This window comes from Melghirimyces algeriensis, from assembly GCF_900182565.1.
In the GTDB taxonomy this organism is placed as follows: Bacteria; Bacillota; Bacilli; order Thermoactinomycetales; family DSM-45169; genus Melghirimyces; species Melghirimyces algeriensis.
Window position 1 is genome coordinate 46691 of the sequence record NZ_FXTI01000009.1, and the last position, 16080, is coordinate 62770.

Here is a 16080-nt window from a genome sequence, read left to right on the forward strand (position 1 = left end):
ATCCACCATAGGGAAGGGCGGGGCCGATAATGGGTGTTTTTCATGATGTATCCGCATAGACAAAAAGGTTGAAATACCCATACGTTATTGGAAGACAGCAACAAGGAAAGGGGATATGGAATGGATGGACCCTTTACATTAACTGCAAACCCGGTGATTGAATCGGACCGCTTACTTCTGCATCCGGATACCGCATCATTCATGGCCATTGAAAAGCATCAAGCAATAAACTTACGGTTCGGGCAAGCTAAGTACAATCTCCTTGTCCAAACCGATTTAAACGTACCGACGAAAGAAATCCAATTATCATCCAACCTCCTTCAATCCATGAACATTCCCTTTCCAGCACGCTATGAGGTAAAGATCGCCAATGGAGAATTTCATATCGGTCCTTTTATTGGAATCCTGGCTGCGATCTCCAAAGGAGAACTGAAAAGAAGATTGCTGACGCTCTCTCGATACACACAGCACTATCATTCTATCAATGGAATTCTTGTGGCATTCGCACTTTACGGAGTGAATCCCTATACAAAACAAATCAGCGGTTACTGGTATCAACCCGATACCGGTAAATGGAAAGCAACCGTTACTCCCTACCCCGATTCCGTATTTAATCGGATTACACTAAACAAACAATGGAGAAAACATTTCTCGAAAACACTGGATAACAGACTCTTTAATAACTATCGTTTTAATAAATGGGAAATGTACCAGGTGTTAAGTGCAGATTCATCCATCCAAAACCATGTGCCTGAAACTCACCTGTTAAGAAGACCCAGCGATCTTCTTCCCTATCTCCACCGATGGAACGGTCTATATATTAAGCCGGTTACAGGAAGTTTAGGGAAAAATGTTTGCTGCATTCAAAAGGAGTCATCCGGTCTTGCCATCAAATATAACAAGGGGGGCAGAAATATAAAAATCAGCTTTTCGGATACCCAGCCCTTGCTGAAATTTCTAAATTACCGGTTAAATCAGCGAAAAAAGTATATTTTCCAGCCCATCCTACAGATCCAATACCATGGAACGATTCGGGATTTTCGATTAATACTGGTCAAAAATCAAACCGGCCAATGGGAAGATGTGGGCTTAATCGGTCGCCTTGGAAAAAAAGGAGCCATCGTCAGCAGCAGTATCACAGGAGCACTTCGGGAACCTGGAGAGACAACCATTCAGAGTATTGTTGACGACCCAGAGAAAGCAAAGCAGTTGAGAAAGAAGATGTCCCAAATTGCCCTAAAAGCCGCCCAAGTGATGGATCAAACCAACCAATACGGCAATTTTGGGATGGATTTTGCCATTGATCACAATCATCACATTTGGTTGATAGAAATCAACTCAAGGGACCCTCACCACCAAAAAGCCGTAAAGGCGGGAAGAGGGGATCTCGCAAAGAAGGCTTGTCTTTCCAATATGATGTATGCAAAAAAACTGGCCGGATTTATCAGCGAACCCACCTCATCACCTGCTTCAGTTTCCCATTCAACTCATCAACCGAATCAATCTTCCGAACGGGAAAGCCAACAGGATTCATACTCCCCAAATTCTGGAGATCGCCAAAAGGAGGAGATAGAACAAAAAGAGATCCATAAAACCAATGAAAGCGGCGAAGCGGAACATACGGATCGTATATCCGAAAAACGTGGACCTTCCCCTTAATGAAACCAACCCTGTTTGATTGCATAGATTGCTGCCTGTGTCCGATCCTGAAATCCTAGCTTGCCTAAAATGCTGCTTACATGGGTTTTTATTGTCTTTTCCGTAATTCCCAACGCCAACGCCGCTTCTTTATTGCTTTTCCCCATCGTAATCATCTGTAGTACTTCCCGTTCCCGACGGGTAAGCATCTCCATACCATCTTTCTTGTAGCCATCGCTCTCCCCCGCCGAGAATTGTTCAACCAGCTGTCTTGTTGCCTGGGGATGAAGATGTGTCTTCCCCTGATATGCATTTCGGATTGTAGCAGCCAATTCCTCCGCTTCAATCTCTTTCAGTTGATACCCTTCTGCTCCAGCACGAATCGCAGGCAATACATGATCCTGATCAGAAAAACTGGTCAGGACCACTACCTTCACTTCGGGATGGATTTCCTTCATCTTGCGGGTGGCTTCCACTCCATCCATCTTTGGCATTTTCAGATCCATTAAGACCACATCGGGACACAATTTTCCCACCATATCCAGAGCTTTTAAGCCATCCCTGGCTTCTCCCACAATCTCTAGGTCTTTCTGGGTTTGCAAAAAGAGGCGCAAACCCTTCAATACCATCGGATGATCATCCACGATCAGAATCCGAATCATCTTTCATTCCCCTTTCCCTGATCGGGATGACGGTCCGACAAACGGTTCGTTCACCCGGTATACTTTCTATATAAAAGCTTCCCCCTAACATCTCCGCCCGTTCCTTCATACTGGTCATTCCAAAAGTACGTTGATGATGCTGTTTTGAATCGTAAGAAAATCCTTTTCCAAAGTCGATCACTTCCAAACGAACTTCACCTTCCTTCACCTTTAGACGGAGAATGACTTGATCCGTCCCGGCATGACGGCTCACATTGTTCAAGGCTTCCTGTCCGATCCGCCACAGCGCTTCTTCAACCGGACCGGGAAGTCTATCAACACCTTCCACTTCATCTTTTACTCTCAGTCCCAATTGATGAGCATAGTTCCGAAGAGCAGTCATTATTCCTGCTTCCAACCCCGGCGGGCGAAGTTGCCAGATCAATGCCCGCATTTCCTTTAACGCTTCCTGGGACAGATCTTGAATATCCTGCAATGTCTCCTGAAAAAGCTTTTTTTCCTCTTGAGGAAATTCTTTGATCGCCTGGGCACTTAATGAAAGAGAAAACAACTTCTGATTGACAGAATCATGCAGATCCCGTGCAAGCCGATTTCTCTCCTGTGATACAGTCAATTGCTGACGCTTTTCTTCCAAACGGGCACTTTCCATAGCAAGAGAGAGATGTTTTCCCAAAGCTTTCACCACTTGGCTATCGTCTTCTTCCACTTCATTGCCTTGGATTCCCCCCACGGAAAGGACTCCAATTCGTTCCGTTTGTGTAGAGACAGGAACAGCGATCACTCCCGTACAATCAGGCCAAAACGATTGGAAGTGCTCCAGTGACTCATCTTCCCGAACCAGAACCAACTGTTGTTTTTCAAAAGATTTACGGATGAGATCTGGTATCTCCAAAGAAATGTCCACGTTGGAGGGTCGTTTTTTCCCTTGAACAAGTTGCATCCGATTTCCTTTGTTCACCCACATGGCTACAAATGGCCAAGGAAACGACCGATCCACTTCACAGATTGCCTGTTCCGGAAGGTGATCGATATCGCGAATGGCCCAGATTGCACGACTTGCCTGATCCAATCTGGCATATTGCTGGGCACGCCGTTTTTGAACTTGGATTAACCGGGTCTTCTGCACCGCCATTCCAATCTGATAAGCAAACGCTTCCAATAGAGCCAACTCTTCATCAGAGAATCGCTCTTTTCCCGGAGAGGTTACATTTAAAAGACCAATCCGCTGACTGCCCGCTGTCAATGGGATCGTCGCATGATGGGTAATTCCCCAAGTGTCCCCCCAATGGTACTTCAATGCATCATCCAACCGTTTGCATTCAATAATGTTGACCGCTTGATTCAACGTTCCCTTCCAATATTTGTTTAGACACCAACAAGAACCCTCGCACAATGGCCGATTCCTCTCCCAGGACAATCCAGGCGGAATGCGCTGTACCGCCACTGTTTCAAAAAGAGAGAATTTATCTGTAAGAAAAATCCACCCTGTGGAAAGACCCGTTACATCCAGCAATTCTTCCAATACCGACTGAAGCATCGGTTGGACCTCTGTGGATTGATTCAAAGTTTCAGCAATCGTGCGCAACATCTTCCACTGTTGACTCTGGATATTCTCTGTCACCGCTTTTTTCCCTTTCATGTAAAATCTCTTCCCTATCCAATATATCACGTTTCGATGTCGGTTTGATTGCACTCACCGCTACGGAAAAATACAAAGACCCATTCCTCCAGGAAGATGGGCCTTTCACCAAACTATGATAACCAGTCCACCCGGTTCATGGTCACACCAAACTCCCGTTCCACCAACTTCGGATATTCCCGCAGAAGTCCTTCTTTTTTGGCCTCTTGTGCCAAGGAATTAGATAAATCATTCTTTGTCAAATGAGACGGAACTTTCTGCTCCCGATAAATGCGTGAGAGCGTTCGTAACAGGCGATGCGGGAAAAGAAGCTGAGCATAAATCAGGGAATACTCTTCCTCTTCCAAAGGAGCAAACTTTCGGTAATTCTTCAGTATGTTTTCTACTGGTTCCAGGGAACCGGTTCGTCCATAAGCATAAAGAACCAACCGGGCCAAGTCGCGACTTCGAACATCCAAAACCAGGCGGTTCCAGTCGATAAAATGAACCTCACCGGTCTCATCCCAGACCAAATTCCGACGATGGAGATTGCAATGACAAGCTTCGCCGCCCTTTCGCGTGGAAAGAACCACCTGATCTCCACCCAGTTTTTCAAGGTATTGGATCGCCGTCTCCACCATTCCTTCTGCAAACGCACTTTGTTTTAGCCACAGACGGTCCACCGGTTCCGGTTCATGATTTAAGTCAGCGGTCAGTTTAAACATCTGAATCTGCCGGTTTAAATTTTCCCAAATATTTTTCCATTTCCCTGTATGAACCCACCTGCCGACCATTCCCCTTGAGGGAGAAAAGCCTTTGGAAGCGGAATGAAACCGGGCCAGTGTTCGGACTACTTGAGGCCAGCGGTTCTCCGTCCGCAGATCATAGACCTTCCCTTTAATCCAAGGAAGCAAAACATATCGACGCTGATGACCTGATACCATGATTCCATCCCGTTCGGTAAGCACAGGAACAGGAAACTGAATCAGACCAGTCTCTGAAATGTAATCCCCCAATTCCTTCACAAGATGCCAACGAAGTGCATCCGATTCCTGTACACGTTTAAGTGCAAACACCCCTTGGTCTGTTTCCAGACGCAAAACCCCACCTGAAGGATGGGCATCTTTGAGCCGGATTCCGTAATGATGCCACAACACTTCCGGAAGCCGAGGCTCACCCGTCCATTCAGTCCATTTTTCGGTCAAGGGCTCCCCCCCTTTCCTCTCTCCCATTACAAGAGTTACCTTATGTATAGGCAGGTAAAATCCATGCTATGCCCCGTTTCATTTCTCTGCCTTGGAAACAGGATGAATCACATCCAGACCTCCGGTCGCCTGAATGATGTTCCCGGTAATAAAGTCGGATGCTGGTTCGCAAAGAAACCGAATGACACGAGCGACATCTTCTCCTGAACCTGGACGGCCGAGAGGAACTTCATGATCTTTTAACCCTGCCACTTCAGAAATTCGCTTTTCTTTGTTTTCTCCCACAATATCTCCGGGGCAGATCATATTGACCGTCACCCCAAAAGGGGCTTCTTCCACCGATAACGATTTAACAAAAGAGACCAAACCCGTCTTTGAAGCGGCATATACAGCACGGTCCGGCCAGGCAGGAGCTTCACCCACCCGTCCAAATCCAAATAAAATAATCCGACCGCATCCCCCGTTTCGAAGAAAGGGAAGAGCTGCATGTGTGGTATAAAGAGCGCTTTTAAAATTGCCGTTTACCAGCTCTTCAATTTCACGGGAAGTATAATCAGCAAATCGACAACGTTTCCGGATAAAGGGACCGACGGCATGAACAAGCGCATCCAATCGCCCATAGCGTTGCACCACTTTCTTTACTAACTCATCCGCCTCTTCCCGGACACTGACATCGGCCTGAAACAGATCTGCTTCGCTCCCACTTTCCAAAAGCTCCTTCACCAAATTGCGTCCCTGATCTTCATGACTGCGGCAGTGAATCGCCAGATTCCATCCCGCCTCTGCAAGCACCTGGGCTGCCATACGCCCTAACCCTCTTGAACTCCCTGTTACCAACACCACACGTCTGATTTCGGAATTCATAAACGATCCTCCTCTGATCTTCAGATGCCATAGAAATTTTTCCCTTTCTCATCCATTGCAAACCGTTCATAACGGGCATGTTTTTCCCTCTTCTCTGTCATAATAACCTTGTGTCTTTTTGTTTCGGGGAGGAAAACGGATATGAAAGAAGAAAGGGTATACCAAATCGCGCTTTCCAAGCTGAGAAAACGGGGTGTAAACCTGGATGAAATCGCGGATCTGGTATTTTATCTGCAAAAAGATTATCATCAAGGACTCACGCTTGCTGAGTGCCAGGAGCATGTGGAACATGTCCTTCGGAAAAGAGAGGTTCAAAATGCAATACTGACTGGAATTGAACTAGATATACTCGCAGAAAAAAACATTTTGTCTGAACCACTCCTAGAAATCATTCGCAAGGATGAAAGCCTCTATGGGATCGATGAGATTTTGGCCACTTCAATTCTTAATGTTTATGGCAGTATCGGCTTAACCAACTACGGATTTATAGACCGGGTAAAACCAGGGATACTCAAAAGGCTGGACAACAAAGACGGTGATCAAATCCATACTTTTCTCGATGATCTGGTGGGGGCCCTGGCCGCTTCCGCTGCTGCCCGGCTTTCTCATAACCGAAAGAAACAGCAAGACGCAAAACAAGAATCATGAAGAAGACCCGGTGTTTCCGGGTCTTCTTCAACGACAGCCAGATCCTTTCATACACGTTTATATCTCCATGTTCCCTGAACCTTCTCACAAACCAATTCCCCTCGTATACGTAGATATTCCAAATGGGCCAAGGTTTCGGACAATGCGAAACGGAGATTATGAATGGACATATTTTTTCCAAAGATTTGATAACAAATGTCCACAGCAGTAAGTCCGTTCCCTTCCGTCCATCCTTTCATCTGCTCCAGGCGTTCCCGATGGTGCCGTTTTAATGCTTCAATCCGCTCATGATAATTCCCAAAAGCCTCACCATGTGAAGGAAACACTTTTTTGACCGGAAGTTGATCCATTTGATCCAATGTCGTCAGATAAGTGTGGAGAGGATTTGGATCACATCCGGGCCAAAGGCTGATATTGGGTGTAATTCTGGGCAATAAAAAATCCCCGCCAATCAACCAACCCCGTTTTGGATCATAAAAACTCAAATGGCCGTCAGCATGACCCGGAGTGTGAAGAATCTGATACTCCCGGTCCCCTAGGAAAATGGTCTGGCCACCTTCAATAAACTGTGGTTCAGGATGAGGTTCCACCCATTTGGTAAACGCTCTTAAGTGACCGGGAATCTCCTTTGCCCATTCCGAAGACAGTCCATGTTCGGAAAAGAATTGAGCCATCTTTTCCGGCTGGTCTGAATCTTTCGCCCAGAACAGGCTCGCCTGTTCAAAGTCCGTTTGTGACACCTTTACCGGTGCACCCGTCTGGTTTTGCATCCATCCAGCCAATCCATAGTGATCCGGATGATAGTGGGTTAATACAATTTGCTCCACATCACTCCAGGTAAACCCAATACTCTCTTTTGCCTCTTCCCATGTGTTCAGGCTGTCTTCATAATGAAGACCGGTATCAATGATGGTATAACCTGTGGAGCCCTTCACAACATAGGATTTTATGATTTTCAACGGAAAGGGCAACGGCAAAGGGACTTCTATGATATCATTCCAGCGGTTCATGAAGAGCCTCCTTAAATAAAATTCCATTCCATCAGATCATAAACACTATACGTCGCTTGAATGGAACTCTTCCGATATTCCTCCTCTGTAGTCACCCCGCCAAACACCAATAATGTATCCATCCCACTGTTCACACCAGCCTGAATGTCCGTCAGCAGATTATCACCGACAATCAATGTCTCTTGTACGGATGTCTGGAGCCGACTTAACGCATAATCCACAATCGGTTGTTCCGGCTTTCCTATAAATGTCGGCTGAACCCCTGTGGCAGCTGTAATCCCCGCACACAGAGAACCGTTTCCCGGAAGCAGTCCCTCATCAGACGGTAGCATTAAATCCCCATTGGTCGCGAAAAACTTCGCTCCTGCCCGGATCGCTAGACAGGCTGTTTTCATCTTATCATAGGTAAACGATGGATCGATTCCAACAACAACCGCGTCCGGATGATGTTCCGTAAAACGACAGCCAACCTCGGTCAGTGCGTCTTTTAATCCTTTCCCACCAACAGGGTAGACGGAAGGAGCTCCCAATCTGTTTTGCAAATAAACAGCTGTTGCCTGTGCAGAGGTGACCACCTGATCCGGGGTCGCCGGATAACCGAAACCCTGCAGTTTCTCTGCAACCTGCTCCGGTTTTCGGAAAGAATTGTTGGTAAAGTAAAGATAGGCAAGTCCACGCTTTTCCAACTCATCAATAAAGCGCAACCCGCTGGATATAACCTCTTCACCCTTAAATAACGTCCCATCCAGATCGATCAGATACCCTCGGTAACGTGTCATCCCATGACCCTCCCCGTAAAAATCATTCGGGGGCTTGTCTCTTGGTCATAGGCACTTCCTGTAAAGTCTCCCCGAACCTCCTTCACCAAAAGTCCTGCGGTCTCCATCATTTCCATCATTTGTTCCCGGCTGTACATTTTTACTCGTTCATGATACTCACGGGGTCCCTTCGCATCGGTGACCATAATTTTTTTTCGCACAAAATCCCCTTCAATCCAACGTTCTTCTGTAATCTTCATTCCATTCTCTTCTTCCCGCTGGCTTTCGGGAACTAAATTGTTTTTCACATATTCACGATTTAAGAAGTCGATTAAAAATGGTCCATCAGGACGCGTCACACGAGCAATCTCATCCAATACTTTTTGATTTTCAGCATCGTCTGTAAAGTAGCCAAAAGAGGTAAACAAATTCATGACCACATCAAAAGCATTCTGTTTGAAGGGAAGATTTCGCATATCTCCTTGTACATATTGAATCCCTTCTCCTTTTGCATACTTTTGAGCATAATTGAGTAAAACGGGGGACAAATCGACTCCGGTCACTTTAAAGCCAATTTTTTCCAAAACGATGGAGTGACGGCCCGTTCCGCAGCACAGATCCAGCACTTCACTACCTGGCTTCAAATGTAGCCACTCAACAGCCGATCGGATCTCCCGTTCCGCTTTTGATCGATTGCGGTGACGGTAAACGATCAGGTAATCTTCCCCAAAACTTTCCTCATACCATGGCATATTTGGAATCCTCCATATGGTTACTCTTTCTCCTTTGCTGATGGGGACTCTGCTCCCCTCTCATCGCTTATATCAACCAATTGAATCGCTTCCTTGATCAGTTGGTCCGTCTGTGTCAACACCTCTTCCCAACCATTTGACAACGGATCGGGCCAACCAAAGGCTTGAGCATTGAAGCGAGCGATATGAACAGAGCTGACAAGCACCGTCCGTAAATGAAGACAGGCTGTCAAGGTATCGCTCGCCTTTGAACCGGATACAGCCAAATAGTCAGGAATGATCGCCAGGATCTCTTTGGCTATCTCATGCAACCGTCGCACAGGTCTCAAAAGAACGTCCGCCTTCGCTGTTTCTGGCTCTCGCAACATGGTTTCTACAACGCGAATATCCGCTTCCACCAATTCCTCCCCTTCTTTTCTCCAAGCGGACAACTGCGCAAGGTCACTGGAAGGACTCCGTTTTCCTGCAACTTCTCCTTTTTCCGCCAGAGAAGAGATCGTTAACTCCAGAAGGGAACAAGCCATCATTAACGAGACTGCCAGACTGCTTCCCGCAGCGGGACTGGGCAATTTCCTTTCAGCCATGTGATCAGCAAATTCAGAGAGCGGGAGTGTCGCAAAGTGATTCATGAAGCACCACTGGGGTCCCTCTCTCCCAACTCCCATCGCAAGTAGGACCGTACCCAATCCATATAGTGAACCAATACCGCTATATCGGACAACTCCTGAATCAACTCATCTTCTGATACCTCATGATAGTAACGCACCAAGCGCTCGCGAAAGCGAATCAGTTCTTTGAGACGGGAAACAGATTCCGTTGGAATCACCTTTTCATCTTCCAAAATGTCAATAATATCAAGATACCCCCCTGGGTCCCGCATCATAAACCCATCAATCATCGTGCTTCCGATGTCGATGACACACTCGACCCCGATATGCAAGGCCCTGGAAGCCGCAAAGATTATCACCTCTTCACTCTTCCCTTTCCACTCATTGCGCGAACGTTCCATGACATCCAAACATTGCTCTAAACATCCCAGTTGAGCTTCAATCCGTTCGGTATCCACATCGTAAATCATCTTAACATCCTCTCTCTCATGATCCCCTTTTTCCACAACACTTTTATTATATCTCAGCCTACACTCCAAAAGAAAAGACCTCTTGAATGTATAATCTTATTCTGCTGTTAAAGGATAAAAAAGAATAACAACCAAAGCGGAAAGGGTGAAAGGACATGACACTCAGTACCAAGGATTTAAACTATCTGAAAGACGAAATGTCCTGGGAATTGCTTGCGTTTAAGAAATGCCACCATTATGCCCAACAGTGCCAAGACACTCAAGTCAAACAGATGATTGACGATATCGGCAGAAAACATCAACGTCACTATGAGCAAATTTTACAATACCTAAATGCCAACAATACCGGTGGAACACAACCCAATATGCCCCAATAAGGAGGAATCACCGATGCAAAATCAACAACAGACAAATCAACCCGGTGCTCAGACGATGACTCCCCAAGTAAAGGGACCGGAAATGAATGATCGCGACCGGATTAATGATGTATTGGCTATGGAAAAATATATGCTGATGGCCTACAATATCGCCGCAAATGAGGCCAGTAACAACGACCTGTACCAAATCCAGATGAATATTCTTTCTGAACTGCATCAATGTCAACGGGATATTTTTAACCTGATGCATTCCAAAGGCTGGTACAAGTTTGATAATGCTAACCCACAACATGTTGCCAAATCCGCTCAAAAATTTACCAACTATCAGAGCCAGTTTCCATATCAATAAACAGAATCGCCGACCGATCTCTATCGGTCGGCGACTTCTATTTGTGAAATTTTAGATTGAATATTCCTATAAGGTAAAATTTATCAGCTACTTTCCTGAAAAACTGAAACCGACAGCTCATTCTCATCGTTCCTAGAGTAGGGTTCTTTCAAGGGATGAATGTCAATAAAATTTAACCCTTGTTTTACAGTTTTTTAAGGAGGGTAAACAAACCATTTATGTGTACCAAAAATCAAGAGACCATTCAACAGAACAATCTCAAATCAAGAGATTATTACTTTGACAATGCCAAATTTATTTTGGCCATGTTGGTGGTTCTTGGTCACGCCTATCGCCCTTTAATTGACGAAAACGAAATCATCAAGGCTATATATTTGTCCATTTATACATTTCATATGCCTTTGTTTATTCTCATTTCCGGATATTTTGCAAAAAACTACAGTAAAGAAGGACAAAATAAAAAGCTGATCAATTCCGTGCTCATTCCCTATATCATCTTTGAGATTCTGTATTCACTGTATGACCATTGGGTTTATCAGACCGATTCCGTAACCTTCACCATTTTGGAACCCTATTGGATTATGTGGTTTCTGTTCAGCCTCTTTTTGTGGCGTTTAATTCTGCCATACATCGTTCATCTGAGATATTCATTGGTCATTGCTGTGCTTCTTTCTGTTGGAATCGGTTACATTGATGAAGCGGACGGTTTTTTAAGCCTTTCCCGAACGATTGCTTTTTTCCCATTCTTTCTGCTCGGTTTTTATTTAAAAAGGCATCACATTGAACGCTTATTTACTTCGAGGAAACGGATCATCGGTTATACTGGTTTACTTCTCTTTTTTCTGATGATGTATGGATTGGAATTTCATTCCTCCATCGATCTCGATTTACGGCGCTGGCTATATTTTGAGTTTCCCTATGAAGACATCGGCCACCCTGAATGGTATGCGGGAGGGATTCGAATCGCTTTAATTCTTCTGGCTTTGGTGGCTTCCTTTTTCCTGCTGTCGATCATACCCCAAAGAAAAACCTTCTTCAGCAAAATGGGGAGTCGATCCATCTATGTTTATCTGATCCATGGATTCTTCATCAAATTTTATGATGCCATGGATCTTGACGACAAATTTTCTGGACTTGCCTTTTACCTCTTGGTCACGGTTTTTGCGATTTTATTAACAGTATTGCTCTCCTCCCAATGGATTCAAAGGATGTTCCAGCCCATGATCCAACCAAATATCCAATGGATCTATCATCACACAAAGCACAACAAATGGAACAAGGCAACCTACTAACTGATTTTTGATGCAAAAACAAAAACCGGGTAAGGAATCATCCTCACCCGGTTTTTGCTTCTGACTTTCCATCTTAAAGCTCTTGCCATCCAAAGTTACACATCTCACAGGTTAACAGGTTAAGCCGAAGGTTTTTGTTTCGTAGCAACCATAACCCCTTGGATGATTTCCCTTTCCAACATCTCCGTTTTTTTCTCCAAACGACTTCCAATAAAGAAAACATCGATAAAAGGCCAAATGCCAAAGGTCAGCCATCCAAAGAATAACATCGCAACCCCCAGACCAATATCCCCCAAATAGAACCGATGTCCACCAATAAGACCCAGAAAAAACCACATAAGATATAAAACGCCTTTGCTTTTTTTACGACGCTCCAATTCAGAATGGACCATAGACAGTTGCTCTCCAGTCAAATCCCTTTTCAACAAAATATTATCCATGAGTAAAGATTCCCCTTTATAAAATATCATTATATCCCACACTTCATAGAGTGAAAAGGCCGAAATCAAACTTTGTTATGTTTTACTTTATTTTAATATAATAATCTAATTCTACATTATTTTGCAAATCTCTTTTACAAAGAATTATATTTTCTTTAACAAACAACCAGAACAACTATATAGTGATTCAGAAGAACCCCAATAAACCATAAGATATGTCCATCCAACATACCATCTTTTTATCTAAACAAGGTTGCTTGACATCATATACCTATAGGGGTATATTGGAAGTAGCCTTTTTCTTTCGCCTGATATATTACCCTTACCCCTATAAGTAAAATGCCTGTTCATCTTGTTGGAATCACAGGTCATAACTCGGATCTGGCACCTATAAATCATAAGGAGGAATCATAATGGCTGAAGAAAACAACAACACCACGATGGTCGTGTTCAGCGGGGATCTGGACAAAGCGATCGCCAGTTTCATTATTGCTACGGGAGCAGCTGCCATGGGTGACCGTGTAACGATGTTCTTTACGTTCTGGGGATTAAACGTTCTTCGGAAAGAGAACTACACCTCCACTGAAAACAAGAACTTTATGGAAAAAATGTTCGGTAAGATGATGCCTAAGGGTCCGGGAAAGCTGGGACTGTCCAAAATGAACATGGGTGGTATGGGCGCGAAAATGATGAAAAAAGTGATGAAGGACAAAAATATCTCCACACTTCCTGAATTGATGGAGATGGCGAAAGAATTGGATGTCAATATTGTCGCCTGTACCATGTCTATGGATGTCCTAGGAATCGGTAAGGATGAACTGATCGATGGAATCGATTATGGGGGTGTGGCCACATACCTGGGGGAAGCGTATGATGCCAAGGTCAACCTGTTTATCTAAAAAGCCCCAGAAGCTCGAGGGTTTCCCTCGGGCTTTTATCATCATTTAAGGAGGCGATCCAATGGACTACAATAAAAAGATCCAGAACCGACTGCGTCGTATAGAGGGGCAAATCGGCGGTGTCTTACGGATGATGGATGATGGGAAAGAGTGTAACGATGTCCTTTCTCAACTCTCCGCCATCCGTAAAGCGGTGGATCGAACCATAGCCGTTTTGGTCACTTCCAACCTAAAACAGTGCCTTATCGAAGAGCTTCAGAAAGAGAATGAGGGGAACACCGATGATATGTTGGAAGAAGCTGTCCGATTACTGGTGAAGAGCCGATAAAAAAGCGGAAAGGATATCCGCTCTTTTTTTATTTTTCAATTGTAAACTGCCTTCGTAAAAGTCTCTCCCCTTGAGGGAAAGATAAATTCATTTTCCAACCGCCCATTCCCGCCCAGTTCATAGATCGAACCAACTGAAATTTAGATGACAAACTGCGTGCATCTTCAAACCATACCGTGTACGTTTGCCCATTTTCTTGATATTGAAACCAGGGGCTGCGAGATTTCAAATCAAAGTGTATAACACTTCCATGATCAATCCCTTTCTTAAGAGCGTCTGCCTGTGAATATGCCTTCCCATGCGTTGTTTTTGATTCCCACTCATACGCATACATAGGGATACCCAAATACAGCTTTTTCGTTGGTATAACAGAAGAAGCATATTTCATTGTCGCCTTGACCTGTGCGTAGGGCGCGATGGGACCTGGACCCGTATACTTGGGAAGGTGCCAGTCGTAAGCCATGATAAAAACTTGATCTGCATTTTTCCCAATAATTGGATAATCATATGCCATTGAATAATCGGGAACCTGATGTCCGAGTTTAGGTGGAATGGATATTGCGATCTTCATTCCAGAAGGGTGGAGTTTCACATTTAATTGGCGAAGGAAACGATTAAAATACCATCGATCCTTCGGTTTCAGACCTTCAATGTCCAACATAACTCCCTGAAACTGGTTCGCTTTTAGAAAGTGCCATATACTATCCACCAAAACGTCACGTTTGGAAGATTGAGAGAGGATTTGGTGCATTCGTTCTGAATCAAATCCTTTTTTCGTCAGGTTCGTCACAACAGGATAGAGCTGATAACCCTGTTTCCGGATCAGATGGGTGGTGGTGCCAAATGAGCGAACGTTTAAGCTTCCGTTGGGATTTACAGGAACATGGAACAGACCGACATTCGAAATTAATCCCCGGTATTTGCTCATCGTTTGGCGGTCTTTGGAAGAGCTTCCTGAAGGGTCGAAAAATAGTCCCGTATCGATCTTTCGTCTCAGAGGTTGAGGAATGTTAAGAAATGTTCCCGTTTGAAGCGATGTAAGATTCTGATGTGGATTAACCTTTTTCAATTGGCTGAGTTGCAAACCATGACGAAGAGCAATCTCCCAAGCAGTATCCCCGGAACGAACCAGAAGGCGATGTCCGGGAACAATCACCGATTGTCCGGGAACCAACTGGGATGGGGGTTGACCATTAAGTTGTTTTACTTGTTTCCAGCTCGTTCCATACCGCTTGGCAATGGAGCTTAGTGTATCCCCGCTACGAACCGTTTCAATAATATAATCGTTTGATTCAACTGCCTTAGCCACTGGTAAGGAAACGAACAATCCCGAAAGGATCGGTAACACAACAAAAAACAGACGAAACCAATACATGATGATCATTCCTCCTTTCCTTATGTCATTAATGTGACAAACTGGTTTAAAAATGATGCATTGATAAAAAAAATCCAAAGGTACATTGACGTAATATACCCATAGGGGTATAATACTGTAAAGAATATACCTGTATAGGTATATGCCCTATCAACAACAGAAACAATCTGAAACCAGAAGGAGTGAATACGGTGTCTCATTACCAAGCCAATCAAACATTGGACTGTAAAGGGCTTTCCTGTCCGATGCCAATTGTGCGAACCCGGAAAGCCATAGAAGGGATGAATCCTGGTGACGTTCTCCATGTAGAAGCCACTGACAAGGGTTCTCTGGCTGACATGCAGAGCTGGGCGGAGCGAACTGGACATCAGTACTTAGGCTCCAAGGAAGAAGGGGAGGTGCTTCACCATTACATCCGCAAAGCTGTAGAAGGGGAAGAAAAACAAGAGAAGAAGCACCCTGAGGTGATCAAGTTGGATAAAGTAAAAATCCGTTATGAAGATCCTTCCATCCAGTTGATCGATGTTCGCGAACCGATGGAGTATCACTTCAGCCACATTCCTGGAGCTGTTTCCATTCCGCTGGGTGAATTGGAAAGCCGGGTAGAAGAGCTGGACTCTGGCAAGGAAACGTGGGTAATCTGTCGATCAGGAAACCGAAGTGATACAGCCTGCCAAATCTTGATGGAAAAGGGATTTCAAAACGTTAAAAATGTGATTCCGGGAATGAAAGACTGGGATGGTCCTACAGACAACAGCTAAATGTCTCCTCATCCTGACTTTTAAGG

General features: G+C 44.7%; 19 protein-coding genes. 8 read left to right on the top strand and 11 right to left on the bottom strand.

Annotated features, from left to right (window positions below; all coding sequences use genetic code 11):
- Positions 1–120: 120 nt before the first annotated feature.
- Positions 121–1659 (top strand): YheC/YheD family endospore coat-associated protein, encoded by a 1539-nt coding sequence (locus tag FN782_RS12760; protein ID WP_142506193.1) that lies wholly within the window; start codon positions 121–123, stop codon positions 1657–1659.
- On the opposite strand, the gene FN782_RS12765 is transcribed toward FN782_RS12760, so the two are convergent.
- The 4 genes from FN782_RS12765 to FN782_RS12780 form a co-directional block, all read right to left on the bottom strand.
- Positions 1656–2300 carry a response regulator gene (locus FN782_RS12765; RefSeq protein ID WP_142506194.1) on the bottom strand — a complete coding sequence of 215 codons (645 nt, stop codon included), beginning with the start codon at positions 2298–2300 and terminating at the stop codon, positions 1656–1658. The two genes, FN782_RS12760 and FN782_RS12765, sit on opposite strands and share 4 nt — an antisense overlap.
- The gene (locus tag FN782_RS12770) at positions 2275–3939 is read right to left on the bottom strand and encodes a GAF domain-containing sensor histidine kinase (protein WP_142506195.1); all 1665 of its coding nucleotides are present in this window, start codon (positions 3937–3939) and stop codon (positions 2275–2277) included. Before FN782_RS12770 ends, FN782_RS12765 begins: the two co-directional genes overlap by 26 nt.
- Before the next feature lie 113 nt (positions 3940–4052).
- Entirely contained in the window at positions 4053–5123 is a 1071-nt protein-coding gene (locus FN782_RS12775) for a phosphotransferase (RefSeq protein WP_185956282.1), read from the bottom strand.
- A 78-nt stretch (positions 5124–5201) separates the two neighbouring features.
- Positions 5202–5987, bottom strand: a complete 786-nt coding sequence (locus FN782_RS12780) for an SDR family oxidoreductase (RefSeq protein WP_185956283.1) — start codon at positions 5985–5987, stop codon at positions 5202–5204.
- A 141-nt stretch (positions 5988–6128) separates the two neighbouring features.
- On the opposite strand from FN782_RS12780, the gene FN782_RS12785 reads away from it, so the two are divergent.
- Positions 6129–6635, top strand: a complete 507-nt coding sequence (locus tag FN782_RS12785) for a phosphatidylglycerophosphatase A family protein (protein ID WP_142506197.1) — start codon at positions 6129–6131, stop codon at positions 6633–6635.
- A 47-nt stretch (positions 6636–6682) separates the two neighbouring features.
- Here the strand turns inward: FN782_RS12785 and FN782_RS12790 are convergent, their stop codons facing one another.
- From FN782_RS12790 to FN782_RS12810, 5 genes are read right to left on the bottom strand one after another with little or no spacing between them, the layout of a single operon-like run.
- Positions 6683–7645 (bottom strand): MBL fold metallo-hydrolase, encoded by a 963-nt coding sequence (locus FN782_RS12790; RefSeq protein WP_185956284.1) that lies wholly within the window; start codon positions 7643–7645, stop codon positions 6683–6685.
- 11 nt (positions 7646–7656) lie between these two features.
- The gene (locus FN782_RS12795) at positions 7657–8424 is read right to left on the bottom strand and encodes a TIGR01457 family HAD-type hydrolase (protein WP_142506199.1); all 768 of its coding nucleotides are present in this window, start codon (positions 8422–8424) and stop codon (positions 7657–7659) included.
- The gene (locus FN782_RS12800; RefSeq protein ID WP_142506200.1) at positions 8421–9155 is read right to left on the bottom strand and encodes a class I SAM-dependent methyltransferase; all 735 of its coding nucleotides are present in this window, start codon (positions 9153–9155) and stop codon (positions 8421–8423) included. The genes FN782_RS12795 and FN782_RS12800 overlap by 4 nt, the downstream gene beginning before the upstream one ends.
- 20 nt (positions 9156–9175) lie before the next feature.
- Complete coding sequence (locus FN782_RS12805) at positions 9176–9784, bottom strand: hypothetical protein (RefSeq protein ID WP_142506201.1); 609 nt, start codon at positions 9782–9784, stop codon at positions 9176–9178.
- Positions 9781–10233 (bottom strand): DUF86 domain-containing protein, encoded by a 453-nt coding sequence (locus FN782_RS12810; RefSeq protein WP_142506202.1) that lies wholly within the window; start codon positions 10231–10233, stop codon positions 9781–9783. Before FN782_RS12810 ends, FN782_RS12805 begins: the two co-directional genes overlap by 4 nt.
- Before the next feature lie 155 nt (positions 10234–10388).
- On the opposite strand from FN782_RS12810, the gene FN782_RS12815 reads away from it, so the two are divergent.
- The 3 genes from FN782_RS12815 to FN782_RS12825 all read left to right on the top strand — a co-directional run bounded on the left by FN782_RS12815 (position 10389) and on the right by FN782_RS12825 (position 12251).
- Positions 10389–10610 carry a ferritin family protein gene (locus tag FN782_RS12815; protein ID WP_142506203.1) on the top strand — a complete coding sequence of 74 codons (222 nt, stop codon included), beginning with the start codon at positions 10389–10391 and terminating at the stop codon, positions 10608–10610.
- Between the two features lie 13 nt (positions 10611–10623).
- On the top strand, positions 10624–10959 hold the full coding sequence (locus FN782_RS12820) for a spore coat protein (RefSeq protein ID WP_142506204.1): 336 nt from the start codon (positions 10624–10626) through the stop codon (positions 10957–10959).
- Between the two features lie 218 nt (positions 10960–11177).
- A complete protein-coding gene (locus tag FN782_RS12825) occupies positions 11178–12251 on the top strand; it encodes an acyltransferase family protein (protein ID WP_142506205.1) in 1074 nt (357 codons plus the stop codon).
- A 119-nt stretch (positions 12252–12370) separates the two neighbouring features.
- Here the strand turns inward: FN782_RS12825 and FN782_RS12830 are convergent, their stop codons facing one another.
- Positions 12371–12691 carry a TM2 domain-containing protein gene (locus FN782_RS12830; protein ID WP_142506206.1) on the bottom strand — a complete coding sequence of 107 codons (321 nt, stop codon included), beginning with the start codon at positions 12689–12691 and terminating at the stop codon, positions 12371–12373.
- A gap of 413 nt (positions 12692–13104) precedes the next feature.
- Between FN782_RS12830 and FN782_RS12835 the strand changes: the two genes are divergently transcribed.
- Together FN782_RS12835 and FN782_RS12840 are read left to right on the top strand one after the other, a co-directional pair.
- The gene (locus FN782_RS12835; RefSeq protein ID WP_142506207.1) at positions 13105–13590 is read left to right on the top strand and encodes a DsrE/DsrF/DrsH-like family protein; all 486 of its coding nucleotides are present in this window, start codon (positions 13105–13107) and stop codon (positions 13588–13590) included.
- 61 nt (positions 13591–13651) lie between these two features.
- Positions 13652–13918: a metal-sensitive transcriptional regulator gene (locus FN782_RS12840; protein WP_142506208.1), complete on the top strand. Its 267-nt coding sequence runs from the start codon at positions 13652–13654 to the stop codon at positions 13916–13918.
- A 28-nt stretch (positions 13919–13946) separates the two neighbouring features.
- Here the strand turns inward: FN782_RS12840 and FN782_RS12845 are convergent, their stop codons facing one another.
- A complete protein-coding gene (locus tag FN782_RS12845) occupies positions 13947–15293 on the bottom strand; it encodes a glycosyl hydrolase family 18 protein (RefSeq protein ID WP_185956285.1) in 1347 nt (448 codons plus the stop codon).
- A 191-nt stretch (positions 15294–15484) separates the two neighbouring features.
- Here FN782_RS12845 and FN782_RS12850 point away from each other — a divergent pair, with 191 nt between their 5' ends.
- Positions 15485–16054: a sulfurtransferase TusA family protein gene (locus FN782_RS12850; protein WP_142506210.1), complete on the top strand. Its 570-nt coding sequence runs from the start codon at positions 15485–15487 to the stop codon at positions 16052–16054.
- Positions 16055–16080: the final 26 nt, after the last annotated feature.